The following is a 24,667-nucleotide window of genomic DNA, read 5'->3' as shown; positions in this document are numbered from 1 at the left end:
CTGACCAATTCCTGAGGAAACCGAAGATGAGCGATATCCCTGCCGAACTGCGATTTGCCGAGAGTCATGAATGGGCGCGTCTGGAAGCCGACGGCACCGTCACCGTGGGCATCAGCGATCACGCGCAGGAAGCGCTGGGCGACGTGGTATTCGTCGAACTGACCGAAGTCGGCAAGGTCTTCGCTGCCGGTGATCAATCCGGTGTGGTCGAGTCGGTAAAAGCCGCCTCCGACATCTACGCCCCGGTCAGCGGTGAGGTCATCGCGATCAACGAAGACCTGAGCGGCTCGCCCGAGCTGCTGAACTCCGACCCGTACGGCGCGTGGATCTTCAAGCTCAAGCCAAGCGACCAGGCCGAGCTGGACAAGCTGCTCGATGCTGGCGCGTACAAGGCTGCCATTGGCGAGTAAGCGTTAAGCAACACCGCAAAGCCCCGACCTGTCGGGGCTTTTTTGTGCACGATGATTTCCCCCTGTGGGAGCGGGCTTGCTCGCGAAGGCGGTGTATCAGACACATTCATGTCGACTGACAAACCGCCTTCGCGAGCAAGCCCGCTCCCACAATGGAAATGCGTCTGATACTGGAATATTGGGCGCGATACGGGCTGCTATGCTGGTTTGACCGTGTTGCAATGACGCCGAGCGCAAGCCAAGAGAGAGCCCGTCATGTCCCAGTCGCCGTCCCTGAGCCAGTTACGCGATCCCGAAGCCTTTCTGCGCCGCCATCTCGGCCCGGATGCCGCCGAGCAGCAGGCGATGCTCGACAGCCTCGGCCTGGGCAGTCGCGCCGAGCTGATCGAACAGACCGTGCCGCCAGGCATTCGCTTCAATCGCGCACTGGATCTGCCGCCGGCCCTCGACGAACAGGCTGCGCTGGCGAAGCTGCGCGGTTATGCCGAGCAGAATCAGCTGTTCACCAGCCTGATCGGCATGGGCTATCACGGCACCGTCACGCCAACCGTCATTTTGCGCAACGTCCTGGAAAATCCCGGCTGGTACACCGCGTACACCCCGTACCAACCGGAGATCGCCCAGGGCCGGCTCGAAGCGCTGCTCAATTTTCAGCAACTGACCATCGACCTCACCGGCCTGGAACTGGCCAACGCCTCGCTGCTCGATGAGGCCACCGCAGCGGCCGAAGCCATGGCTTTGGCCAAGCGCGTAGCGAAGTCCAAGAGCAATCTGTTCTTTGTTGACGAAAACTGCCATCCGCAGACCCTCTCAGTAGTGCAGACCCGTGCCGAAGGTTTCGGCTTCGAACTGATCGTCGACGCGGTGGATAACCTGGCGCAGCACGAGGTGTTCGGCGCGCTGCTGCAATATCCCGACACCCACGGCGAAATCCGCGACCTCAAACCGCTGATCGATCACCTGCACGCGCATCAGGCCCTGGCCTGTGTCGCCACCGATTTGCTCAGCCTGCTGGTGCTGACGCCGCCGGGTGAGTTGGGTGCCGATGTGGTGTTCGGTTCGTCCCAGCGTTTCGGTGTGCCGATGGGTTATGGCGGCCCGCACGCGGCGTTCTTCGCCAGCCGCGAGGAATACAAACGGGCGATTCCGGGGCGAATCATCGGTGTATCGAAAGATGCTCGCGGCAACGTCGCGCTGCGCATGGCCCTGCAAACCCGCGAGCAACACATCCGCCGCGAGAAAGCCAATTCGAACATCTGCACCGCGCAGGTGCTGCTGGCCAATATCGCCAGCTGTTATGCGGTGTATCACGGCCCCGAGGGCTTGAAGCGTATCGCCCAGCGCGTGCATCGCCTGACCTGCCTCCTTGCGGCGGGACTCGAGCGCAACGGCATCAAGCGGCTCAACAGGCAGTTCTTCGACACCCTGACCCTGGAGGTCGGCGGTGCGCAAACGGCGATCATCGAAAGTGCTCAGGCAGCGCAGATCAACCTGCGCATTCTTGGTCGCGGCCGCGTCGGTCTGAGTCTGGACGAGACCTGTGATGAACACACCGTGGCGAAACTGTTCGATGTGCTGCTCGGCGCCGATCACGGCCTGAGCGTTGATGCGCTTGATGCGCAGGACATCGCCTCGGGAATTCCCGACGAACTCCAGCGCAGTACGCCGTACCTGCAACATCCGGTGTTCAACGCTCACCACAGCGAAACCGAGATGCTGCGTTACCTCAAACAGCTGGAAAACAAGGATCTGGCGCTCAACCAATCGATGATCCCGCTAGGCTCGTGCACGATGAAACTCAACGCCACCAGCGAGATGATCCCGATTACCTGGCCGCAGTTCGCCCATCTGCATCCGTTTGTGCCGAGGGAGCAGGCTGTCGGTTACACGCTGATGATCGAAGAGCTTGAGCGTTGGTTGTGTGCGATTACCGGTTTCGATGCGATCTGCATGCAGCCCAACTCCGGCGCGCAGGGCGAGTACGCCGGGCTCCTGGCGATCCGTAAATATCACGAGAGCCGGAAGGAAGGCGCGCGGGATATCTGCCTGATTCCGTCCTCGGCCCACGGCACCAATCCAGCGTCGGCGCAGATGGCCGGGATGCGTGTGGTGATTGTTGAATGCGATGAGGCGGGCAATGTCGATCTGGAGGATTTGAAAGCAAAAGCCGCCGAGGCTGGGGATAAGTTGTCATGCCTTATGGCGACCTACCCATCGACCCACGGCGTGTACGAAGAAGGCATCAGCGAGATCTGCGAGGTTATCCACAAGCACGGTGGTCAGGTGTACATGGACGGCGCCAACCTCAATGCGCAGGTCGGGCTGGCACGGCCGGCGGACATCGGTGCCGACGTGTCGCACATGAATTTGCACAAGACCTTCTGCATTCCCCATGGCGGCGGCGGGCCGGGCATGGGCCCGATCGGGGTTCGCGCGCATCTGGCGCCGTTCGTCGCCAACCATCCGGTGGTGCCGATTGACGTGCCGCTGGCACAGAACGGCGCAGTCAGCGCAGCGCCGTGGGGTAGCGCGAGCATTTTACCGATCAGCTGGATGTACATCGCCATGATGGGCCCGCAACTGGCGGACGCCAGCGAGGTGGCGATTCTGGCGGCGAATTATCTGGCGCAGCATTTATCTGGCGCGTTTCCGGTGCTGTATACCGGGCGCAATGGCCGGGTGGCGCATGAATGCATTCTTGATCTGCGCCCGCTGAAGGCGCAGACCGGCATCAGCGAGGAAGACGTCGCCAAGCGTCTGATGGATTACGGCTTCCACGCGCCGACCATGTCCTTCCCGGTGCCAGGGACGTTGATGGTCGAGCCGACCGAGAGCGAGTCCAAGGCAGAGCTCGACCGCTTCATCGCGGCGATGCTGAGCATTCGCGCCGAGATCAATGAAGTGCAGAAGGGCAACTGGCCGGGCGAAGACAACCCGCTCAAACGCGCGCCGCATACCTTGGCCGATGTCACTGGGATCTGGGAGCGACCCTACAGTGTCGAACAGGCCATCACCCCGGATGCGCACACACGCTTGCACAAATATTGGCCGGCGGTGAATCGGGTGGATAACGTCTACGGCGATCGCAACCTGTATTGCGCGTGTGTGCCGGTGGATGATTACCGCTGATCTCTAAATCCACCACCGCCCTGTGGGAGCGAGCCTGCTCGCGAAAGCAATCGTCCAGCCAGCATTTTCGGTGACTGGCTCACCGCTTTCGCGAGCAGGCTCGCTCCCACCGGGTTTTGTATTGGGTTCAGAAGACAGGCAAAAAAATGCCGCTCGTTTGAGCGGCATTTTTGTTACTCGGAAGCCACGGCGTTCTTCGCCAGGATCGCGTTCGCCAGTTCCATGTCCGAAGCCTGGAGGCCAGGGTTGTCGGCGCGGACTTTCTGTATCGCTGCTTCCAGGTACGGGCCACGGATGCCGCCGTCGCTGGCGACGAAGCTGCCGGCGTCGTCCTGGGCGGCGACGATCAGCTTGTGATCCTTGAAGGTCAGGTAGGTCGAACCGGTGGTGGCACCGGAGGAGATGACGTTACGCCAAAAGCTGTCCGCCATGGCCGAACCAACGGGAAGCGACAGCAGGGCCAAGGTGGCGACAGCAAGTTTGAGACGCATGATGAGGTGACTCCTGGGGATTGACTACGGCGTTGGATAGGCGATTCCCCGATCCAGTTCCGTGCCGACTTATTTCAACTCACTTTGTGGCGTCACCCGCAGCACTTCTTCCACCGTGGTCAACCCTGCCGCGACTTTCTGCGCACCGGACAGACGCAGGCTGCGCATGCCTTCCTTGAACGCCTGACGCCTGATCGCGGTGAGGTCGGTATCCGGGGTGATCAGCGCCTTGAGGCTGTCGCTCAGTTGCATGATTTCGTAAACCCCGGCGCGGCCGCGATAGCCGGTGTCGCGGCATTCCAGGCAGCCGATCGCCCGTTGCGCATTGCTCGGCAGCGGCGCCTGCCAGGGTCGGGTCAGGGTTTGCCAGTCTTCATCTTCGAGCGTCAGCGGCGCCTTGCAGTGCGGACATAAAGTGCGCACCAGACGCTGGGCCATGACCCCGAGCACGGTGGCTTTGATCAGGTAATGCGGTACGCCGAGTTCGAGCAAACGACTGATGGCGCTCGGCGCATCGTTGGTGTGCAGCGTCGACAGAACCAAGTGCCCGGTGAGCGCGGCCTGAATCGCCATTTCCGCAGTTTCCAGATCGCGGATCTCGCCGATCATGATGATGTCCGGGTCCTGCCGCATCAGCGCCCGGACCCCGGCGGCGAAGGTCAGCTCGATGTTGTGCTGCACCTGCATCTGGTTGAAGGCCGGCTCGACCATTTCGATCGGATCTTCGATGGTGCAGAGGTTGACCTCCGGTGTCGCCAGTTTTTTCAGCGTGGTGTACAGGGTCGTGGTCTTGCCCGAACCGGTCGGCCCGGTGACCAGAATGATGCCGTTGGGTTGACGGGTCATGTCCTGCCAGCGACGCAAATCGTCGACGCTGAAACCCAACTGGTCAAAATTCTTCAGCAGCACTTCCGGGTCGAAAATACGCATGACCATTTTTTCGCCGAACGCCGTCGGCAAGGTCGATAGCCGCAGCTCCACTTCGCCGCCATCGGGGGTCTTGGTCTTGACCCGGCCGTCCTGGGGTTTGCGCTTTTCCGCGACGTTCATGCGGCCGAGGCTTTTCAGGCGGCTGACAATCGCCATGGTCACCTGCGGCGGGAATTGATAGACGTTGTGCAGCACGCCGTCGATGCGAAAGCGCACGGTGCCGTGCTCACGGCGCGGTTCGATATGGATATCGCTGGCGCGCTGCTGGAAAGCGTACTGGAACAGCCAGTCGACGATGTTGACGATGTGCGCGTCGTTGGCGTCCGGCTCCTGGTTGCTGGCGCCGAGGTTGAGCAGTTGTTCGAAGTTGCCGAGGTTGCCACCCTGGGCGTCGGCATTGCTGGCGCCGCTGACCGATTTGGCCAGCCGGAAAAACTCGACGCTGAAGCGCTGGATGTCGACCGGGTTGGCCACAACCCGTTTGATCGGCAGCTTCAATACGTGGGTCAGATCGGCTTCCCAACCGCTGACGTAGGGCTGAGCGCTGGCCACGGTGACCGAGTCGCGGTCCACGGCGACGGCGAGAATTTTGTGGCGCTGGGCGAAGGCATACGACATCAGCGGCGTGATCGCCGCGACATTGATTTTCAGCGGATCGATGCGCAAATACGGCTGCCCGGCCTGCTGCGCCAGCCACAGGGTCAGGCTTTCCAGATCCATATGTTTGCCCGGACGGCTGAGGTCGTCGAGTTGCTGGCTGGCGATGAATTCCAGCGGATGCATCTGCCCGTGAGCCGCATGGCGACGGCGGGCATTGAGCGCCTGTTCCGCGGCGTCCTGGCAGATGAAGCCTTGGGCGACCAGTTCTCGCAACACATCGTTGAGGTCGAGCCAGCGGTCCTGAGTGACAAATTGAACGGACATGCGGCTTTCCTTTTGAGCGTCATGCGCAAAAGGATAGTCGTGGCCCCGCTGACCGTTGGGCCACTACCCGACGAAGCCGTTGCCGGATTTGTCAGCCGGCGGCCTGGGTGGGCGCCTGCCAGGCCGCGTCGGCGTTGTGCAGGTCCACCGCGCAGACGCTGATCAGGTTGCGCAGTTTTTCCGCGATCACTTGCGCGCGATGCCAGCTCAGGCCGCTCATGAGCAGATCGATCGACAGCAGATCGTCCTGGCGCTGGACATTGACCCGCTCCGGAGTCAGAAACTGCAAGGCGAACAGATTCAGCACGCGCATCAGCAGATCCGGCTCGGCCTCCGCGAGGATTTGGTATTGCGCCAGGCAGTGGGCGTTGTTGACGTTCCAGACATCGGCGCGGGCAGGCGCGCTGTTCACGGCTTCAAGGTGCGGCATGGCGAATCTCCAGATCAGTGGAGAAATTTTTGCATTCGGTGCGGGGTATTTCTTGGCTATGATCGGCCTTTATAGCGATTTGTCGAAACGGATAATTCGTTAAAGGCGATCTTGGAGGAATTGTTATGCACAGCGAGCTGGACGCTTACGACCGGAAGATCCTCGCCCTGCTGCAGGAAGACGCTTCGCTGTCGAGCGCGCAGATCGCCGAGCAGGTCGGCCTATCGCAATCGCCGTGCTGGCGGCGGATTCAGCGGATGAAGGAGGAGGGCATCATTCGCGGTCAGGTGACCTTGCTTGATCGCAAGAAGATCGGCCTGAACACGCAGATCTTTGCCGAGATCAAACTCAACGCTCACGGCCGCTCGAACTTCACCGAATTCACCGAGGCGATTCGCGGCTTTCCGGAAGTGCTGGAGTGTTATGTGCTGATGGGCGCGGTGGACTTCATGTTGCGCATTGTCGCGGCGGACATTGAGGCGTACGAGCGGTTCTTCTTCGAGAAGCTGTCGCTGGTGCCGGGGATACAGGAAGTGAACTCGATCGTGGCGCTGTCGGAGATCAAGTCCACCACCAGCCTGCCGGTCTAGTGCGGATGGCCTTTGTGGCGAGAGGATTTATCCCCGCTGGGCTGCGCAGCAGTCCCCGCTTTTTAAGAACGGGGCCGCTTTGCGACCCAGCGGGGATGAATCCCTCGCCACAGGGTCATCACATGCGCAGGAGGATTTTCCAGGCGCGGTTCTGGTACACCGCAATCGCCTGATGCTTGCGCGCATCGAGCAGTTCGTCAGTGATGGTCGGCTCGTTGGCCAGTTGCGCCAGTTTGTTCAGCTCACCGTACAGGCGATCCATTTCCGGAATGTCCAGCACGTTGCGCGCATGGTGCAACCAGACCTGAATGCGCTCGATACGCGGCAGTTGCTCGGCGAGATCTTCCGGCTGCTGCTGATAGCGCTGCAGCTGCAGAGCGGTGGCTTCTTCGCCCAACAGACGCGGCAACCAGCTGTGCAATTGCGCGTCACCCTGACGGTTGCCACGGGTGTTGCGGTCGGCGGTCCAGGTGCGGGCCAGCAGCCAGCGTGAAGCGTTCAGCGAGAACTGGCCCCAGCGCGGGTCTTCCAGTTCTTCAACGAACTGCTCCGGCGCGGCCTTGCGCACGTCTTCGTCTTCGATGCCGACTTGCACCAGCGGGCGCCAGTCTTCCAGCAAGGCATCGAGGGCCGCGCGCAGGTCGTGGGTCGACTGACGCGGTGCGGCCTGGCCGAGGCTGCTGAGCAGGGCGCGCATTTCCGCAAGGTTCTCGACCCAGTCTTGCAGCAGGCGCCAGTGGCCGTTGAAACGATATTGCTCGGCCAGCCGCTGGCTGCTGCCGAGCAGATGCCAGCTCAGCGCGGCGAAGGCGTCGTCGAGGCGGGTTTCGCTGGTCAACTGCGGCGCCGGCAGGCTCAGCGAATAGCTGTTTGCATCGTGAAGACGATAGCCGCGCTCGGCCTTGCTGATATCGCACGGCATCAGCGCCAGGGTTTCGGCCAGTTCGGCAGCCAGTTCCAGCAGCGCGGCCGGCTCGCCTTCGCGCAGTTCCAGTTCCAGCTCGCAGATTTCTTCCTTATGCTTGCCGACCACCACATGACCGAGGTCCAGGGCGGCTTCGATGACCACTTTGGTCTTGCCACGGCCCCAGGCGATTTCGGCGCGCTCGCGGACGAAATCGGTGGTGAAGATCGGCTTGAGGGTTTTCTTGTCCAGCTCGGCCAGTGCCTCGGGCCAGCATTCGCCGTCGAGTTTCTTTACGTCGAGCTTGGCTTTCGGCAGTTTCCAGTCGTACTCGTTACGCTCGGACAGACCGGCGACGCTTTGGCCACGGGTCTTGAGGGTCTGAATCACTTCGTCACCGTCCTTGCGCAGGCGCAGGGCGACCTTTGCCTGGGCGAGGTCGCGCTCGGGGGTGTCGAAGTACTGGTTCATCAACTCACGGCGTTCCCAGCCACTTTTGTTGCGTTTCTTCAGCAGCGGGTGCTCGCGCAGGGCAGCGAGGGTTTCGCGGCTGACGCGGAGTTTGATTTCAGTTTCTTTTTGCATGGCCGGAACATCCAGAATCGGGAGCGCAGCCGGGGGATGGGTGGCTGCCAAGGCCGTGCAGTGTACAGGAGTCAAACTTCCTACGCCCTGCGGCGGTTTATTCCGCGCGCCGGATGGTTCTATAGTGGGCCTCAATCCGGGACCTGGAGTCAGTGATGCCATTGCCGTCCATGCAAGACCAGTTCGCCGCGCTGATTGCCGCGCCATCGGTCAGCTGTACTCAACCGAACCTGGACCAGTCCAACCGCGCCGTCATTGATTTGCTCGCTGGCTGGCTCGGTGACCTGGGTTTCAGCTGCGATATCCAGCAGGTCAGCCCCGGCAAATTCAATCTGCTTGCCAGTTTCGGCAGCGGCCCCGGTGGCCTGGTGCTGGCCGGGCACAGCGACACTGTGCCTTATGACGACGCGTTGTGGCAGACCGACCCGCTGAAGCTCACCGAAGTCGATGGCCGCTGGGTCGGGCTGGGCAGCTGTGACATGAAGGGCTTCTTCGCGCTGATCATCGAGGCGGTGCGGCCGCTGCTCGATCAGTCGTTCAAACAACCGCTGCTGATTCTTGCCACCTGCGATGAAGAAAGCTCGATGTCCGGCGCCCGAGCGCTGGCCGAGGCCGGGCAACCGCTGGGCCGCGCGGCGGTGATCGGCGAGCCGACCGGGCTCAAGCCGATCCGCATGCACAAAGGCATCATGATGGAGCGCATCGACGTCCTCGGGCAGAGCGGCCACTCGTCTGATCCGCGCCTGGGCCATAGCGCCCTTGAAGCGATGCACGATGCTATCGGCGAATTGCGCGGCCTGCGCCTGTTGTGGCAGCGCGAATTCAGCAATCCACAATTCAGCGTGCCGCAACCGACGATGAATTTTGGCTGCATCCATGGTGGCGACAATCCCAATCGCATCTGCGGCCAGTGTTCGCTGGAGTTTGACCTGCGGCCGCTGCCGGGCATGGACCTGAGCGTGCTGCGCGCGGAAATCCTGCGCAAGCTCAACCCGGTAGCCGAGCGGCACAAGGTGAAGATCGACTACAAGCCGCTGTTCCCGGAAGTGCCGCCGTTCGAACAGTCCGAGGATGCCGAACTGGTGCGCATCGCCGAAAAGCTCACCGGCCATCGCGCCGAAGCAGTAGCGTTCGGCACCGAAGCGCCTTATCTTCAGCGCCTCGGCTGCGAAACCATCGTCCTCGGCCCCGGTGACATTGCCTGTGCGCATCAACCCGGCGAGTACCTTGAAATGTCACGTTTGCAGCCTACCGTGCATCTGATCCGGCAGTTGATTGAACATTATTGCCTGACGACAGACGAACGATGACGGCCCTGTGTGGGAGCGAGCCTGCTCGCGAAAGCGTTTTGTCAGTCGCCATTGATGAACCTGATCCACCGCTTTCGCGAGCAGGCTCGCTCCCACAGGGTTAAATGTCTTGCATCAACCCGGTAAATTGCCTGCACCCCAACCCGTATTCATGAGGAGAGCGCGCGTGTCGCCAAGCCTGTTCCGACGATAACCATCAGCCCGCTGTGCGTTTTTCGTTTCGCCCCTTTTTCGGCTGCTCTTTATTACAGGCCCAGGTTCATGCCCGAATACGTCAATTGGCTCCGCCACGCGTCTCCTTACATCAATGCCCACCGCGATTGCACCTTCGTCGTCATGCTGCCCGGCGACGGCGTCGAGCATCCGAATTTCGGCAACATCGTCCACGACCTGGTCTTGCTGCACAGCCTCGGCGTGCGCCTGGTGCTGGTGCACGGTTCGCGCCCGCAGATCGAAACCCGCCTCGCCGCCCGTGGCCTGACCCCGCATTACCATCACGGCATGCGCATCACCGATGCCGCAACGCTGGAGTGTGTGATCGATGCGGTCGGCCAGTTGCGCATCGCTATCGAAGCGCGCCTGTCGATGGACATGGCCTCGTCGCCGATGCAGGGCTCGCGCTTGCGCGTGGCCAGCGGCAACCTCGTCACCGCGCGGCCGATCGGCGTGCTGGAAGGTGTCGACTATCACCACACCGGCGAAGTCCGTCGGGTCGATCGCAAGGGCATCAACCGCCTGCTCGACGAGCGCTCGATCGTGCTGCTGTCGCCGTTGGGCTATTCACCGACCGGCGAGATCTTCAACCTCGCCTGCGAAGACGTCGCCACCCGCGCCGCGATTGATCTGGGGGCGGACAAGCTGCTGTTGTTCGGCGCCGAACTCGGCCTGATCGACGAGAACGGCAAACTGGTGCGCGAACTGCGCCCGCAACAAGTGCCAGCCCATTTGCAGCGTCTGGGCATGAGCAACTATCAAGCGGAGTTGCTCGATGCCGCCGCCGAAGCTTGCCGTGGCGGCGTGGCGCGCAGTCATATCGTCAGTTACGCCGAAGACGGCGCGCTGCTGACCGAGCTATTCACCCGTGACGGCGGCGGTACGCTGGTCGCGCAGGAGCAATTCGAATTGGTGCGCGAGGCGGCGATTGAAGACGTCGGTGGCCTGCTCGATCTGATCAGTCCGCTGGAAGAGCAGGGCATTCTGGTGCGTCGCTCGCGGGAAGTACTGGAGCGCGAGATCGAGCAGTTCAGCGTGGTCGAGCGTGAAGGAATGATCATTGCTTGTGCGGCGCTGTATCAGATTGCCGATTCCGATGCTGGCGAGCTGGCGTGTCTGGCGGTGAATCCGGAGTACCGCCACGGCGGCCGCGGTGATGAGTTGCTCGAACGCATCGAAACCCGGGCGCGAGCGCAGGGGTTGAAAACCCTGTTCGTGCTAACCACCCGGACGGCGCACTGGTTCCGCGAGCGCGGGTTCGAGCCAAGCAGCGTAGAACGCCTGCCAGCAGCGCGGGCATCGCTGTACAACTATCAGCGCAACTCGAAGATCTTCGAAAAGACTCTCTGAACAACAGCGAGGTCTCCTGTGGCGAGGGATTCATCCCCGCTGGGTCGCGTAGCGGCCCCTGTGTTTTCACCTGGAAACGCAAGGGGACTGCTGCGCAGTCCAACGGGGATAAATCCCCTCACCACAGGGTTCTGCATTCAGTCAGTGATGAATTTAGCGCTGACGTACGGCGAGTAATCCGGCAGCACCGTCTCGACCTTGCCCTGTTCTTTCAAGAATTTTGCCGTTTCGGCAATGGCCTTCGCGGTGCCGCCGTCCAGCAGCGCCGTGGTTTGCTGCGCCTGCGCGTCGGGGAATGCCGACCCGGCCAGCAGTTCCGGTACATCCGCCGCATTGGCGCCGGTCAATTTGGCGATTTTCTGCACAGGCACCGAGTCCGCCGTCCAGCTGTCCTTGTGCGCGGCGTAATCAGCGAACGAGTCCAGGGTGACCCTGGCAAACTTGGCCACGACCTCGGGATGCTTCTCGGCAAAGTCCTTGCGCGCCACCCACACTTCGAAGGTCGGCGCGCCCCACTGGCCGACTTGGGCAGCATCGGTCAGGGTCTTGCCGGTCTTGCGGATCTCGCCCAGCGCTGGTGACCAGACAAACGCCCCGTCGATGTCGCCGCGCTTCCACGCGGCGGCGATCTCGGCCGGTTGCAGATTGACCACTTTGACTTGCGAAGTCGTCAGGCCCCAGTGCTTCAGCGCCCCAAGCAGACTGTAGTGCGAGGTCGACACGAACGGCGTGGCGATGGTTTTACCGATCAGATCCTGCGGCTTGTCGATGCCGCTGCCGTTGCGCACCACCAAGGCTTCGGCGGCATTGATCTGCGCCGAGACGATGAAAGCCACGATCGGTAAATTGCGCGAGGCAGCCGCTGCCAAGGGACTCGAGCCGAGGTTGCCGATCTGTACGTCGCCAGAAGCAATGGCTGTCACTACTTCCGGGCCGCTGTTGAAGCGTCGCCAGTCGATCTTCTCGCCAATGGTTTTTTCGTACACGCCATCGGCCTGCGGCACCTTGCTCGGGTCGATGCCGGTTTGATAGCCCACCGTCAGACCGGCGGCATGTGCGGAAAAACAAAACAGTGCCGACACACAAACTGTAACAAATTGACTTGATAGTGCGCGTTTCGCCATGATGCGTCGCCTTTTCGATGGGATTTGCCGTGTTGGGAGTACGGCAAAGCTAATCGATCTAAAAAAGGTCAACAAATACCATTTAGGAATGAGCTTAGGCGCCGATACGCTGTTTCCCGGCGCAGATGGCCATTAATGGGCCATATACCCGAATGGCATGAAAAAGAATGAATAAATTCTTTTTGGGATTATCAGGAAGTCTTTACGCTGCAGGGACCCAATCACTTGCGATTAGACGATGGTCGTAGACACACAAGGTTACGATTGACTTGGCAGTCACGGTCTGGCGCTAATCGCGAATCTTAGGATTCAGGGCAAATCGACCCCGAACCAGGAACACAAGAATTAGAACGAGAGGAGCGATACATGAACAAGTCCACCTTGGCCCTGGCTGTGGCCGTTGGGGTTATGGCGCAGCAGGCAGGCGCCGCCGGTTTCATCGAAGACAGCAAGGCTACTCTGGGTCTGCGCAACTTCTATATCAACACTGACAACCGTGACGGCGCTGGCGCCAACAAGAACGAAGAGTGGGGTCAAGGCTTCGATCTGCGTTTCATCTCCGGTTACACCCAAGGCACCGTAGGTTTCGGTCTCGACGCCATCGGCCTGCTCGGCATCCGTCTTGATTCGGGCGGCGGCACCAACGGCAACAGCGGCACCGCTTACGGCGGCACCGTGTTCCCGAGCGAGTCCAACGGTAAAGCCGTGGACAACTTCTCCAGCCTGGGTCTGACGGCCAAAGCCAAGATCTCCCAGACTGAATTGAAGCTCGGCACCCTGCAGCCGAAACTGCCAGTCATCGTCACCAACGACGGCCGCCTGCTGCCACAAACCTGGCAGGGCGGTCAGATCACTTCCGGCGAGATCAAGGACCTGACCCTGGTCGGTGGTCAGATCGAAGCGGTAAAAGGTCGTAACTCCAGCAACAACGAAAACCTGTCGATCGGCGGCGCCAACACCCGCGGCACGGCTTTCCGTGACAGCAACAAGTTCATCTACGCCGGTGGTGACTACAAGATCACCAAAGACCTGACTGCCCAGTACTACTACGGCAACCTGGAAGATTTCTACAAGCAGCACTTCCTCGGTCTGGTACACAACTGGTCGATCGGCCCGGGTGTGTTGAAGTCTGACCTGCGTTACTTCAACAGCTCCGACGACGGCAAGAATGGCACTGACTCGGCTTACTACAGCTCGGGTAACTACACCGGTTTCCGTAACGGCCGTGGTGAAGTCGACAACAACCTGTACAGCGGCCTGTTCCTGTACACCGTTGCCGGTCACACCTTCGGTGGCGGTTACCAGGTTTCCAACGGCAGCAGCGACTTCCCTTGGCTGAACCAGGGTGACGGTTCGTCGAACTACACCATCACCGATATGCAGATCCAGAAGTTCGGTCGTGCCGGTGAGAAAACCTGGCAGGCTCGCTACTCCTACGACTTCGCCAAGGTCGGCGTACCTGGCCTGACCGCCGGTGTGGTTTACCTGAAAGGTGACAGCATCGACACCGTGGGCACCAATGGTCGTGAGAGCGCGTCGAACCGCTCCGAGTGGGAACGCGACTTCACCATCGGTTACGTAGTACCGGAAGGCCCGTTCAAGAACGTCGGCCTGATGTGGAAAAACGCTGTGTGGCGCACCGACCTGCCGAACACCCGTTCGCAGGATGAAAATCGCCTGATCGTCAGCTACTCGATCCCGCTGCTGTAATCACGCGGCTCGACACGCAGACAAAAAAGCCCCGTCCGGCATCGCGCCGGACGGGGCTTTTGCGTTTCGAGTCAGGCTCACCCCCGTAAGCCCTTCTCGATTTCCCTCTTTGCTGCAACTCAAGGCCTTTTCGAACCTTGCGTTGGATGTTCGTCGCGATGCCGGTCGGTGTCCAATGAACAGATGTTTAATATTCATTAATGATCTAGATATCTAGTTATTTATTCTTTTTCACGCTGACCGATCACGAGCTACAGTTGTTGTCTCCCATCCCTCATCAGGAGCAGCACCATGAGCCTCAGACTCGGCGACATCGCCCCCGATTTCGAACAGGATTCCAGCGCCGGCAAGATTCGTTTCCACGAATGGCTGGGCGATAGCTGGGGCGTGCTGTTCTCCCACCCGGCGGATTTCACCCCGGTGTGCACCACCGAGCTGGGTTTCACCGCCAAGCTCAAGGATGAATTCAGCCAACGCGGCGTCAAGGCCATCGCGCTGTCGGTCGACCCGGTGGACTCGCACCACAAGTGGATCGAGGACATCAACGAAACCCAGAACACTATCGTCAACTTCCCGATCCTGGCCGATGCCGATCGCAAGGTCTCCGATCTCTACGACCTGATCCATCCGAACGCCAATGACACGTTGACCGTGCGTTCACTGTTCGTGATCGATCCGAACAAGAAGATCCGCTTGACCATCACCTACCCGGCGAGCACCGGGCGCAACTTCCACGAGATTCTGCGGGTGATCGACTCGCTGCAGCTCACCGACAACTACAAGGTCGCCACCCCCGCCAACTGGCAGGACGGTGAAGAGGTGGTGATCGTGCCGTCGCTCAAGGACGAAGACGAGATCAAGCAGCGCTTCCCGAAAGGCTATCGCGCGGTGAAGCCGTACCTGCGCCTGACGCCGCAGCCGAACAAATAAGTCAGTGAGATTTTGATCGTTCCCACGCTCTGCGTGGGAATGCCGCCCGTGACGCTCCGCGTCACGGTGGACGCGGAGCGTCCATGGATTCATTCCCACGCAGAGCGTGGGAACGATCTTCGTGTGACTACAACGCAGGGGAATTTCGGCCGTTTCGACGGCCTTTTTTCGCCCGAAATTTACTCAATGGCATATCTCCGAAAAGAATAACCAAATGAATAAATATGATTTATGGATATATAAATCAGCTGGTAAGGTCACTGCCATTGAAGCGAGATCGCAGCCTGCGAATCGCCCGTAACGCTTGAAGGAATCTGCAATGCTGGTCGTCTCACTCGGTGGCAGCCCCAGCCTGCGCTCCCGTTCTGGGGTGCTGCTGGAGCGCTCGCAACGCTGGTTGCAACAGCAAGGGGTGGAAGTGGTGAGTTATCAGGTACGGGATTTCCCGGCCGAGGATCTGCTCCACGCCCGCTTCGACAGTCCGAAGGTCCTCGACCTGCTGCAACAGATCGCAAACGCCGACGGCCTGCTGATCGCCACGCCGGTGTACAAGGCCTCGTTTTCCGGGGCGCTGAAGACCCTGCTGGATCTGCTCCCCGAGCGTGCGTTGAATCACAAGGTCGTCTTGCCGATGGCCACCGGCGGCAGCATCGCCCACATGCTGGTGGTCGATTACGCCCTCAAGCCTGTGCTGTCGGCACTCAAAGCGCAGGAAATGCTTCAGGGCATTTTCGCCGAGGACAGCCAGATCGCTTACGGCGAAGGCAGTGCCGCCGCGCAATTGGCGCCGGCCCTGGAGCAGCGCTTGCACGAGGCCCTGGACCAGTTCATCGGCGCCATGGCGCGCCGGCCGAAACCGCTGGAGCCGGGCCTGCTGAACGAACGTTTGTTGAGTGCTCGCTGGAGCATTTAAGCCTCATCGAAATTTGAAGTACTGGCCTTACTCGCCCGCCAACGGGCAAGCAGGTGCAGCCAAAACCCAACAGCAAAAAGGAGAGCGCTATGCGCACTGTATTTTTGCGTCGTGGTCTGGTCGCTCTGTTTGCTGCGGCTGTCACCTTCGGCGCCATCACTCAAGCTCAAGCCGAGACATTGCGGATCGGTTATCAGAAGTACGGCACGCTGGTGCTGCTCAAAGCCAAGGGCACGCTGGAAAAACGTCTCGCCGCGCAAGGCGTCGATGTGCAATGGACCGAGTTTCCCGGTGGCCCGCAACTGCTTGAAGGCCTTAATGTCGGCTCGATCGATTTCGGCGTGACCGGCGAAACCCCGCCGGTTTTCGCTCAAGCTGCCGGCGCTGATCTGCTCTACGTTGCCTACGAACCGCCAGCGCCGAACAGTGAAGCGATCCTCGTGCCGAAGGACTCGCCGATCAAATCGGTGGCCGACCTCAAGGGCAAGAAAGTTGCTCTGAATAAAGGCTCCAACGTGCACTACCTTTTGGTGCGTGCACTGGAAGACGCCGGCCTCAAGTACAGCGACATACAGACGGTATTCCTGCCGCCAGCAGATGCACGGGCCGCGTTCGAGCGTGGCAGTGTCGACGCCTGGGTCATCTGGGATCCGTACCAGGCCGCTGCCGAGAAACAACTGCAAGCGCACACCCTGCGTGACGGCAAAGGCATCGTCGACAACCACCAGTTCTATCTCGCGACCAAACCTTACGCGCAGAAAAATCCCGAGGTGATCAAGACCCTCGTCGAAGAAGTGCGCGCGGTGGGTGAATGGTCGAAAGCCAATCCCGAAGACGTGACCCAACAGGTCGCGCCGCTGCTGGGCCTGCCGGCGGACATCACCCTGACCTCGGTGAAACGCCAGGGTTACGGCGCGCTGTTCCTGACCCCGGAAGTGGTCGCCGCGCAACAGAAAATCGCCGACACGTTCTTCCAGCTCAAGCTTATTCCCAAGCCGTTGAGCATCAAGGATGTGATCTGGACCCCGCCGGCCGCTGTGGCCCAAAGCTCCCCAGCCCAGTAATTCGAATCCATAAGGAGACCACTCCATGAGCCTCAATATTTTCTGGTTCCTGCCTACCCACGGCGACGGCCATTACCTTGGCACCGCCGAAGGCGCCCGCGCGGTTGATCACGGTTATCTGCAACAAGTCGCGCAAGCGGCGGATCGTCTGGGGTTTGGCGGTGTGCTGATTCCCACCGGGCGTTCCTGCGAGGACTCATGGCTGGTCGCGGCCTCGCTGATTCCGGTCACCCAGCGTCTGAAATTCCTCGTTGCCTTGCGCCCCGGGATCATTTCTCCGACGGTCGCGGCGCGGCAGGCAGCGACGCTGGATCGCTTGTCCGGCGGGCGCGCGCTGTTCAATCTGGTCACCGGTGGCGACCCGGAAGAACTGGCCGGCGATGGCCTGTTCCTCAACCATGAAGAACGCTATCAGGCCTCGGTGGAATTCACCCGCATCTGGCGCCGCGTGCTGGAAGGCGAAACCGTCGATTACGACGGCGAGCACATCAGCGTGAAGGGCGCCAAGCTGCTCTATCCGCCGATCCAGCAACCGCGTCCGCCACTGTATTTCGGTGGTTCTTCGGAAGCGGCGCAGGATCTGGCTGCCGAGCAAGTGGAAATGGTCCTGACCTGGGGCGAGCCGCCGGCCGCGGTGGCCGAGAAGATCGCACAAGTCCGGGCCAAAGCCGCCAAACTCGGCCGTACCGTGCGCTTCGGCATTCGTCTGCATGTGATCGTCCGTGAAACCAACGCCGAAGCCTGGCAGGCGGCGGATCGGCTGATCTCGCACCTGGACGACGACACCATCCAGCGTGCCCAGGCGTCGCTGGCGCGTTTTGACTCGGTCGGCCAGCAACGCATGGCCGCGCTGCACGGCGGCAGCCGCGACAACCTTGAAGTCAGCCCGAACCTCTGGGCCGGAGTGGGTCTGGTGCGCGGCGGTGCCGGTACCGCGCTGGTCGGCGATGGCCCGACCGTGGCAGCGCGGGTCAAGGAATATGCGGATCTGGGCATCGACACCTTCATCTTCTCCGGTTATCCACACCTCGAAGAATCGTATCGGGTGGCCGAGCTGCTGTTCCCGCACCTCGACGTCGAACGCCCGGAACTGCCGAAGAGCGCCGGCTATGTGAGCCCGTTCGGCGAGATGGTCGCCAACGACATCCTGCCCAAAGCCGCGTCGCAGAGCCGAGGCGCGGCCATGAACAAATTTATCCACAGCCTCGCGCCTTGGGCATTGCCGGTGTTGCTGCTGGCGGTGTGGCAGTTGTCGGTGTCGGCGGGCTGGTTGTCGACGCGGATTTTGCCGGCGCCGGTGGCGGTGATCGAAGCCGGTGTCAGTCTGGTACGCAGCGGCGAGATCTGGACGCACCTGGCGATCAGCGGCTGGCGCGCGGCACTCGGGTTTACCATCGGCGGCAGCATTGGCCTGTTGCTGGGTTTCATCACCGGCCTGTCAAAATGGGGCGAGCGCCTGCTCGACAGCTCGGTACAGATGATCCGCAACGTGCCGCATCTGGCGCTGATTCCGCTGGTGATCCTGTGGTTCGGCATCGACGAGTCGGCGAAGATTTTCCTCGTCGCGCTGGGCACCTTGTTCCCGATTTACCTGAACACGTATCACGGCATCCGCAACGTCGACCCGGCGCTGGTGGAGATGGCGCGCAGTTATGGCTTGAGCGGTTTCAGCCTGTTCTGGCAGGTGATTCTGCCGGGTGCGCTGCCGTCGATTCTGGTCGGCGTGCGCTTCGCCCTGGGCTTCATGTGGCTGACGCTGATCGTCGCTGAAACCATCTCGGCCAGCTCCGGCATCGGCTATCTGGCGATGAACGCCCGCGAGTTTCTGCAGACTGACGTGGTGGTGCTGGCGATTTTGCTTTATGCGGTGCTGGGCAAACTCGCCGACCTCGCCGCCCGTGGACTTGAGCGCGTGTGGTTGCGCTGGCATCCGGCCTATCAGGTTGCCAAAGGAGGTGCGGCATGACCGCTCAACAACCTCCACGCCTGTTGCGCGGGATTCCGCTGGCGGTGCGCAACCTGCAGAAAACCTTCGGCACGCGCCAAGTGCTGCGCGACATCGATCTGCACATTCCGGCGGGGCAGTTTGTCGCCGTGGTGGGGCGCAGCGGTTGTGGCAAGAGCACGTTCTTGCGCTTGCTCGCCGGCCTCGATCAACCCACTGGCGGCGAGCTGCTGGCCGGCTCCGCGCCGCTCAGCCAGGCGCGCGACGACACGCGGCTGATGTTCCAGGAAGCGCGGCTGCTGCCGTGGAAAAGGATCATCGACAACGTCGGTCTCGGCCTCAAGGGCAACTGGCGCCAGCAAGCGCTGGACGCACTGGAAGCCGTGGGTCTGGCTGATCGCGCCAATGAATGGCCGGCGGCATTGTCCGGTGGCCAGAAGCAGCGCGTGGCGCTGGCGCGGGCGCTGATCCATCAACCGCGTCTGCTGCTGCTCGACGAACCGCTCGGCGCATTGGATGCACTGACCCGCATCGAGATGCAGCAACTGATCGAACGGCTTTGGCAGCAACACGGTTTTACCGTGCTGCTGGTGACCCATGACGTCAGTGAAGCGGTGGCGATTGCCGATCGGGTGATCCTGATCGAGGACGGCGAAGTCGGCCTCGACCTGCACGTCGACCTGCCGCGCCCCAGGGTGCGTGGCTCGCATCGCCTCGCCGCGCTGGAAACCGAAGTGCTCAACCGTGTTCTGTCCCTGCCCGGCGAACCGCCGGCGCCGGAACCCGTTTCACCCCTGCCTACGCAATTGCGTTGGGCGCAATGACGCAGCTGCAAGCTACAAGCTACAAGCTGTAAGTAGAAGCACTGCTTTTACTTGCCGCTTGTAGCTTGCCCCTTGCAGCTTATTTCGACCTCAGGAGAAATATCATGACTATCAAAGCCATCAACGTGCGCAACCAGTTCAAAGGCTCGATCAAGGAAATCGTTCTCGGTGACGTGCTGTCGGAAATCGACGTGCAGACCGCTTCGGGCATCGTTACTTCGGTGATCACTACCCGCTCGGTCAAGGAGTTGGAGTTGGTCGTGGGTAGCGAAGTGATCGCCTTTGTGAAATCCACCGAGGTGTCGATCGCCAAGTTGTGAGCCGATGAGCAAATAACAACCCCGGAGGGTGTGAGCCCTGCGGGGTTTTTGTGCCTGTCGATCGTTCCCATGCTCCGCGTGGGAATGCCTCTAGGGACGCTCCGCGTCCAGTGACGCGGAGCGTCACGGGCTGCATTCCTTTGCTGCGCGTGGGAACGATCATGTCTCAGCGCTTGGGTAGATACGGCGGTAGGTACAACCCGATATAGGCATCAAACACCCGCATCCCTTCCTCGGCCATGCGCGAGGTGATCTGTCCGTGTTGCTGCACCGAACGTGCATACACCCGGTCGCCGAGTTCCATCGCCAGGGCAAACACATCGACATCGTCCGGCAGCCTCGGCAACTCGAAATGCTGGTCGAACAGCTTGTGCATCAGGTCGCCCAGTTCGAGGTCGTGCTGGCGGTCAGCCTGGGTCACTTCGGTCAGGCCGTGTTGCGCCAGGATCAATTGCCGTGCGGCCGCATCCTGGTCGTAGATCTCGAGCATGCGCTGTTCGACCAGTCGCGACAGGTCACGCCAGTCACGCAACGCATCGTGATCGATCGGCGCTTGCAGGCAAGCACGAAATGCTGCGTGGACATCGGCGGTCAGCGCTTCGAGCAGCGCCGGGACGCTGGCGAAGAAGTGATACACGGAGGAGGGCGGAATCTGCGCGCGCTCGGCGACGCTGTAGATCGACAGACTGGCCACGCCCTCGGCCGCCAGCAGCGTGCGCGCGGCATCGAGGATCGAATCGATCCGCGCCTGACTGCGGGCACGGGGTTTGCGGACGGTGGCGGGTCGCGTCATGGAAGTCTCCTGCGGGGCAGCGGGCATTGTACGAGGCGGTTCAAGTGTTGTCTGCCAGTACCCTGTGGAGAGGGATTTAGCGAAACGTCGCACCGCCCCGTTCGGCTGCGCAGCAGTCGTAAACCCTGAGAGCCGGGTATTCCTGACACACCGAGTGGGATGGATTTGGGGCTGCTTCGCAACCCAACGGGGATAAATCCCTCGCCACAGGTTTTATGTTCGGCCATAAAAAACGCCGCTGGCTGAATCAGCCAACGGCGTTTTTGAAGCTGCAAACCGTTTAAACGGTATGCAGATACCAGTTGTACTCAAGGTCGGAGATGGAGTGTTCGAACTCCTCCAGCTCGCTTTCCTTGCAGGCGACGAAGATATCGATGTACTTCGGATCGATGTACTTGGCCATCACCTCGCTGTCGTCCAGCTCGCGCAGGGCATCGCGCAAGTTGTTCGGCAGGCTCTGTTCGTTCTGCTCGTAGCTGTTGCCTTCGACAGGCGCGCCCGGTTCGATCTTGTTGACCAGGCCGTGGTGCACGCCGGCCAGTACCGAAGCCATCAGCAGGTACGGGTTGGCGTCGGCGCCGGCCACGCGGTGCTCGATACGTACGGCATCGGCAGAACCGGTTGGTACGCGGATCGCCACGGTGCGGTTGTCCAGGCCCCAGCACGGCGAGTTCGGTACGTAGAACTGCGCGCCGAAGCGACGGTAGGAGTTGACGTTCGGGCAGAGGAAAGCCATCTGCGCCGGCAGGGTCTCGAGCACACCGCCGATCGCGTGACGCAGCGCGGCGTTCTGCTCGGGATCCTCGCTGGCAAAAATGTTTTTGCCGGCTTTGTCCAGAATCGAAATGTGTACGTGCAGACCATTGCCCGCCTGGCCCGGATACGGCTTGGCCATGAAGGTGGTGTCCATTTCATGGTCGTAGGCGATGTTCTTGATCAGACGCTTGAGCAGGACGGCGTAGTCGCAGGCCTTGATCGGGTCGGCGACGTGGTGCAGGTTCACTTCGAACTGCGCCGGGGCACTTTCCTTGACGATCGCATCGGCCGGGATGCCTTGCTCTTTGGCGCCTTCCAGAATGTCCTGGAGGCAGTCGACGTATTCGTCGAGGTCATCGATCAGGTAGACCTGGGTCGAGTGCGGGCGTTTGCCGGAGATCGGCGAGCGTGGCGGCTGCGGACGGCCGTTCACGTTTTCCTGGTCGATCAGGTAGAACTCGAGTTCGAAGGCGGCGCAGATGGTCAGGCCGAGTTCGTCGAACTTGGTCACCACCTGACGCAGCACTTCACGGGGATCGGCGAAGAACGGATCGCCTTCGAGTTCGTGCATGGTCATCAACAGCTGCGCGGTCGGGCGCTTCTGCCATGGCTCGTTGCACAGGGTATCGGGGATCGGATAGCAGATACGATCGGCGTCGCCGATGTCCAGGCCCAGACCGGTGCTTTCCACCGTGGAGCCGTTGATATCCAGGGCAAATAGAGAGGCCGGCAGGTTGATGCCTTTCTCGTAAACCTTGTGGAGGCTGGTGCGTTCAATGCGCTTGCCGCGCACCACACCATTCATATCCGCAATCAGAAGGTCAACGTACAGAACCTCAGGATGTTCCTTAAGGAACGCGTTCGCTTCGTTAAGCTGAACGGCACGCGGGGGTACCGACATGATGCAACACCTTTGTTGTTAAAAATATCAATCATTGATCTTTTCTGGTTTCAGTCAACCCGAACGGCCTGCCGAAGTCAAGCGAGGCCTTTTTGCCCCGAAAAAGCGCTTGAAGGGCATTTATGGGGCACTTTGGGGCGTTTTTTCCAACCTTGAACGTTGCTCAGCTGCGGGCTTGAGCAGGCCGTGTTGTATTTTTTACGGGGGTGTTGTGTAAAAAAATGAACAAGGCTAAGCTCCGGTCAAACCCATAACAGCAATAATACCGGGGTGCTTCATGTCTCGCCTGCCGTTAATCGGCATCACCGACTGCTCGCAACAGTCCGGTCTGCATGCTCATCACATCAGTGGCGATCCATCCGTCCGGAGCGCAGCCAGCAAGGCGCGCAGCCTGTCGACGAGACTCTCGTCAGCATCGGGAAAAACGGCAGCGTCCGATATTCTGGACGTCGGACACAGCATCCGCTTTATGGCGTCTCCTTCCACTATAGAACTCTTTCCTCCCAAAGCCCGTGCCGCACTCAGCGTCGTGCCTGTGATTCTGCACGTTTGCAAAGTGCACGGGAAATGCAACGCCAGCGTCAAGGGCAGGTAAGCTCCTCTTTCATTGTCTATGCGCGGTGCCAGGCGTAAGCCGGCACTGCGCGAGCAAGCCCTTTAACGCGACGCCGCAAGCGTCAAAATTGCCTGACATTGCGTCAGGAGACTCAGCCCAGAGGCATTTATGAGTAACAACCTCGACCAGCTCACCGATTGGTTGAAAGACCGCAAGATCACAGAAGTCGAATGCATGATCGGCGACTTGACCGGGATCACCCGGGCAAGATTTCGCCGACCAACAAGTTCATCGCCGAGAAAGGCATGCGTCTGCCGGAGAGCGTGTTGCTGCAGACCGTGACCGGCGACTACGTCGAAGACGACATCTATTACGAACTGCTCGACCCGGCCGACATCGACATGATCTGCCGTCCCGACCAGAACGCCGTGTACCTGGTGCCGTGGGCCATCGAGCCGACCGCGCAGGTGATCCACGACACCTACGACAAGCAAGGCAACCCGATCGAGCTGTCGCCGCGCAACGTCCTCAAGAAAGTCTTGAAGCTGTATGCCGACAAGGGCTGGCAGCCAATCGTGGCGCCGGAAATGGAGTTCTACCTGACCAAGCGCAGCGACGACCCCGACTATCCGTTGCAGCCGCCGATCGGCCGCTCGGGCCGTCCGGAAATCGGTCGACAGTCGTTCTCCATTGAAGCGGCGAACGAATTCGACCCGCTGTTCGAAGACGTCTACGACTGGTGCGAATTGCAGGAGCTGGACCTCGATACGCTGATCCACGAAGACGGCACGGCGCAGATGGAAATCAACTTCCGTCACGGTGACGCGCTGTCGCTGGCCGATCAGATTCTGGTGTTCAAGCGCACCATGCGCGAAGCCGCGCTCAAACACGATGTAGCGGCGACGTTCATGGCCAAGCCGATGACCGGCGAGCCGGGCAGCGCCATGCACCTGCACCAGAGCATCATCGACATTCAGACCGGCAAGAACGTCTTCTCCAATGAAGACGGGACGATGAGCCAACTGTTCCTGCACCACATCGGTGGTTTGCAGAAGCTGATCCCCGAGCTGTTGCCGCTGTTCGCGCCGAACGTCAACTCGTTTCGCCGCTTCCTCCCGGACACTTCGGCACCGGTGAACGTCGAGTGGGGCGAGGAGAACCGCACCGTTGGCTTGCGCGTGCCGGATGCCGGCCCGCAGAACCGTCGCGTGGAAAATCGCCTGCCGGGCGCCGACGCCAACCCGTACCTGGCGATCGCTGCCAGCCTGCTCTGCGGTTACATCGGCATGGTCGAGGGCCTGAACCCGAGCGCGCCAGTGGTCGGCCGTGGTTACGAGCGCCGCAACCTGCGCCTGCCGCTGACCATTGAGGACGCGCTGGAGCGCATGGAAAACAGCGCGACCATCGAGAAGTACCTCGGCAAGACCTTCATCACCGGCTACGTCGCGGTCAAGCGGGCCGAGCATGAAAACTTCAAGCGCGTGATCAGTTCCTGGGAGCGTGAGTACCTGCTCTTCGCCGTCTGATGCGCCGGGCGCGCCGCGCAGGCGGCGCGCCTTCACCGA

At 60.9% G+C, this 24,667-nt stretch carries 19 protein-coding genes and 2 pseudogenes; 14 read left to right on the top strand and 7 right to left on the bottom strand.

Going from position 1 to position 24,667, the window contains the following annotated elements; genetic code table 11:
• Nucleotides 1-26: 26 nt before the first annotated feature.
• Nucleotides 27-410, top strand: a complete 384-nt coding sequence (gcvH, locus tag LJU32_03230; GenBank protein WKV89441.1) for a glycine cleavage system protein GcvH — start codon at nucleotides 27-29, stop codon at nucleotides 408-410.
• A gap of 255 nt (nucleotides 411-665) precedes the next feature.
• On the top strand, nucleotides 666-3,539 hold the full coding sequence (gene gcvP, locus LJU32_03225) for an aminomethyl-transferring glycine dehydrogenase (protein ID WKV89440.1): 2,874 nt from the start codon (nucleotides 666-668) through the stop codon (nucleotides 3,537-3,539).
• 173 nt (nucleotides 3,540-3,712) lie between these two features.
• Here the strand turns inward: gcvP and LJU32_03220 are convergent, their stop codons facing one another.
• The 3 genes from LJU32_03220 to LJU32_03210 form a co-directional block, all read right to left on the bottom strand.
• Nucleotides 3,713-4,033, bottom strand: a complete 321-nt coding sequence (locus LJU32_03220) for a DUF2388 domain-containing protein (GenBank protein ID WKV91031.1) — start codon at nucleotides 4,031-4,033, stop codon at nucleotides 3,713-3,715.
• 66 nt (nucleotides 4,034-4,099) lie between these two features.
• Nucleotides 4,100-5,884 carry a Flp pilus assembly complex ATPase component TadA gene (tadA, locus tag LJU32_03215; GenBank protein ID WKV89439.1) on the bottom strand — a complete coding sequence of 595 codons (1,785 nt, stop codon included), beginning with the start codon at nucleotides 5,882-5,884 and terminating at the stop codon, nucleotides 4,100-4,102.
• 91 nt (nucleotides 5,885-5,975) lie between these two features.
• Entirely contained in the window at nucleotides 5,976-6,314 is a 339-nt protein-coding gene (locus tag LJU32_03210; protein WKV89438.1) for a hypothetical protein, read from the bottom strand.
• A 125-nt stretch (nucleotides 6,315-6,439) separates the two neighbouring features.
• On the opposite strand from LJU32_03210, the gene LJU32_03205 reads away from it, so the two are divergent.
• Entirely contained in the window at nucleotides 6,440-6,904 is a 465-nt protein-coding gene (locus LJU32_03205) for an Lrp/AsnC family transcriptional regulator (protein WKV89437.1), read from the top strand.
• 118 nt (nucleotides 6,905-7,022) lie between these two features.
• Here the strand turns inward: LJU32_03205 and LJU32_03200 are convergent, their stop codons facing one another.
• Complete coding sequence (locus LJU32_03200; GenBank protein WKV89436.1) at nucleotides 7,023-8,393, bottom strand: CYTH domain-containing protein; 1,371 nt, start codon at nucleotides 8,391-8,393, stop codon at nucleotides 7,023-7,025.
• 155 nt (nucleotides 8,394-8,548) lie between these two features.
• Between LJU32_03200 and argE the strand changes: the two genes are divergently transcribed.
• Both argE and argA read left to right on the top strand, forming a co-directional pair.
• A complete protein-coding gene (gene argE, locus LJU32_03195) occupies nucleotides 8,549-9,703 on the top strand; it encodes an acetylornithine deacetylase (protein WKV89435.1) in 1,155 nt (384 codons plus the stop codon).
• A gap of 261 nt (nucleotides 9,704-9,964) precedes the next feature.
• Nucleotides 9,965-11,266, top strand: a complete 1,302-nt coding sequence (gene argA, locus LJU32_03190; protein ID WKV89434.1) for an amino-acid N-acetyltransferase — start codon at nucleotides 9,965-9,967, stop codon at nucleotides 11,264-11,266.
• A 137-nt stretch (nucleotides 11,267-11,403) separates the two neighbouring features.
• Here the strand turns inward: argA and tauA are convergent, their stop codons facing one another.
• Nucleotides 11,404-12,393: a taurine ABC transporter substrate-binding protein gene (tauA, locus tag LJU32_03185; protein WKV91030.1), complete on the bottom strand. Its 990-nt coding sequence runs from the start codon at nucleotides 12,391-12,393 to the stop codon at nucleotides 11,404-11,406.
• Nucleotides 12,394-12,756: 363 nt separating this feature from the next.
• Here tauA and LJU32_03180 point away from each other — a divergent pair, with 363 nt between their 5' ends.
• The 8 genes and pseudogenes from LJU32_03180 to LJU32_03145 all read left to right on the top strand — a co-directional run bounded on the left by LJU32_03180 (nucleotide 12,757) and on the right by LJU32_03145 (nucleotide 20,096).
• The gene (locus LJU32_03180; protein WKV89433.1) at nucleotides 12,757-14,100 is read left to right on the top strand and encodes an OprD family porin; all 1,344 of its coding nucleotides are present in this window, start codon (nucleotides 12,757-12,759) and stop codon (nucleotides 14,098-14,100) included.
• 291 nt (nucleotides 14,101-14,391) lie between these two features.
• Complete coding sequence (locus tag LJU32_03175) at nucleotides 14,392-15,030, top strand: peroxiredoxin (protein WKV89432.1); 639 nt, start codon at nucleotides 14,392-14,394, stop codon at nucleotides 15,028-15,030.
• 319 nt (nucleotides 15,031-15,349) lie between these two features.
• Complete coding sequence (gene ssuE, locus LJU32_03170) at nucleotides 15,350-15,943, top strand: NADPH-dependent FMN reductase (GenBank protein ID WKV89431.1); 594 nt, start codon at nucleotides 15,350-15,352, stop codon at nucleotides 15,941-15,943.
• Nucleotides 15,944-16,032: 89 nt separating this feature from the next.
• The gene (locus tag LJU32_03165; protein ID WKV89430.1) at nucleotides 16,033-17,007 is read left to right on the top strand and encodes a sulfonate ABC transporter substrate-binding protein; all 975 of its coding nucleotides are present in this window, start codon (nucleotides 16,033-16,035) and stop codon (nucleotides 17,005-17,007) included.
• Nucleotides 17,008-17,032: 25 nt separating this feature from the next.
• A pseudogene (gene ssuD, locus LJU32_03160) lies at nucleotides 17,033-18,178 on the top strand (FMNH2-dependent alkanesulfonate monooxygenase).
• Nucleotides 18,179-18,190: 12 nt separating this feature from the next.
• Nucleotides 18,191-18,973 (top strand): aliphatic sulfonate ABC transporter permease SsuC, encoded by a 783-nt coding sequence (gene ssuC, locus LJU32_03155; protein ID WKV91029.1) that lies wholly within the window; start codon nucleotides 18,191-18,193, stop codon nucleotides 18,971-18,973.
• Nucleotides 18,970-19,776 carry an aliphatic sulfonates ABC transporter ATP-binding protein gene (ssuB, locus tag LJU32_03150; protein WKV89429.1) on the top strand — a complete coding sequence of 269 codons (807 nt, stop codon included), beginning with the start codon at nucleotides 18,970-18,972 and terminating at the stop codon, nucleotides 19,774-19,776. The genes ssuC and ssuB overlap by 4 nt, the downstream gene beginning before the upstream one ends.
• 104 nt (nucleotides 19,777-19,880) lie before the next feature.
• The gene (locus LJU32_03145) at nucleotides 19,881-20,096 is read left to right on the top strand and encodes a TOBE domain-containing protein (protein ID WKV89428.1); all 216 of its coding nucleotides are present in this window, start codon (nucleotides 19,881-19,883) and stop codon (nucleotides 20,094-20,096) included.
• Nucleotides 20,097-20,262: 166 nt separating this feature from the next.
• Here LJU32_03145 and LJU32_03140 read toward each other — a convergent pair whose 3' ends face one another.
• Both LJU32_03140 and LJU32_03135 read right to left on the bottom strand, forming a co-directional pair.
• Nucleotides 20,263-20,889 (bottom strand): TetR/AcrR family transcriptional regulator, encoded by a 627-nt coding sequence (locus LJU32_03140; GenBank protein ID WKV89427.1) that lies wholly within the window; start codon nucleotides 20,887-20,889, stop codon nucleotides 20,263-20,265.
• A 280-nt stretch (nucleotides 20,890-21,169) separates the two neighbouring features.
• Nucleotides 21,170-22,546: a glutamine synthetase family protein gene (locus tag LJU32_03135; GenBank protein WKV89426.1), complete on the bottom strand. Its 1,377-nt coding sequence runs from the start codon at nucleotides 22,544-22,546 to the stop codon at nucleotides 21,170-21,172.
• A 724-nt stretch (nucleotides 22,547-23,270) separates the two neighbouring features.
• Between LJU32_03135 and LJU32_03130 the strand changes: the two are divergent.
• Nucleotides 23,271-24,628 (top strand): annotated as a pseudogene (locus LJU32_03130) (glutamine synthetase family protein).
• Nucleotides 24,629-24,667 lie beyond the last annotated feature (39 nt).

It is taken from the genome of Pseudomonas sp. B21_DOA (assembly GCA_030544685.1).
Classification (GTDB): Bacteria; Pseudomonadota; Gammaproteobacteria; order Pseudomonadales; family Pseudomonadaceae; genus Aquipseudomonas; species Aquipseudomonas fluorescens_AO.
Note: the sequence above shows the minus strand (reverse complement) of the source record. Positions and strands in the feature narration are given on the sequence as shown.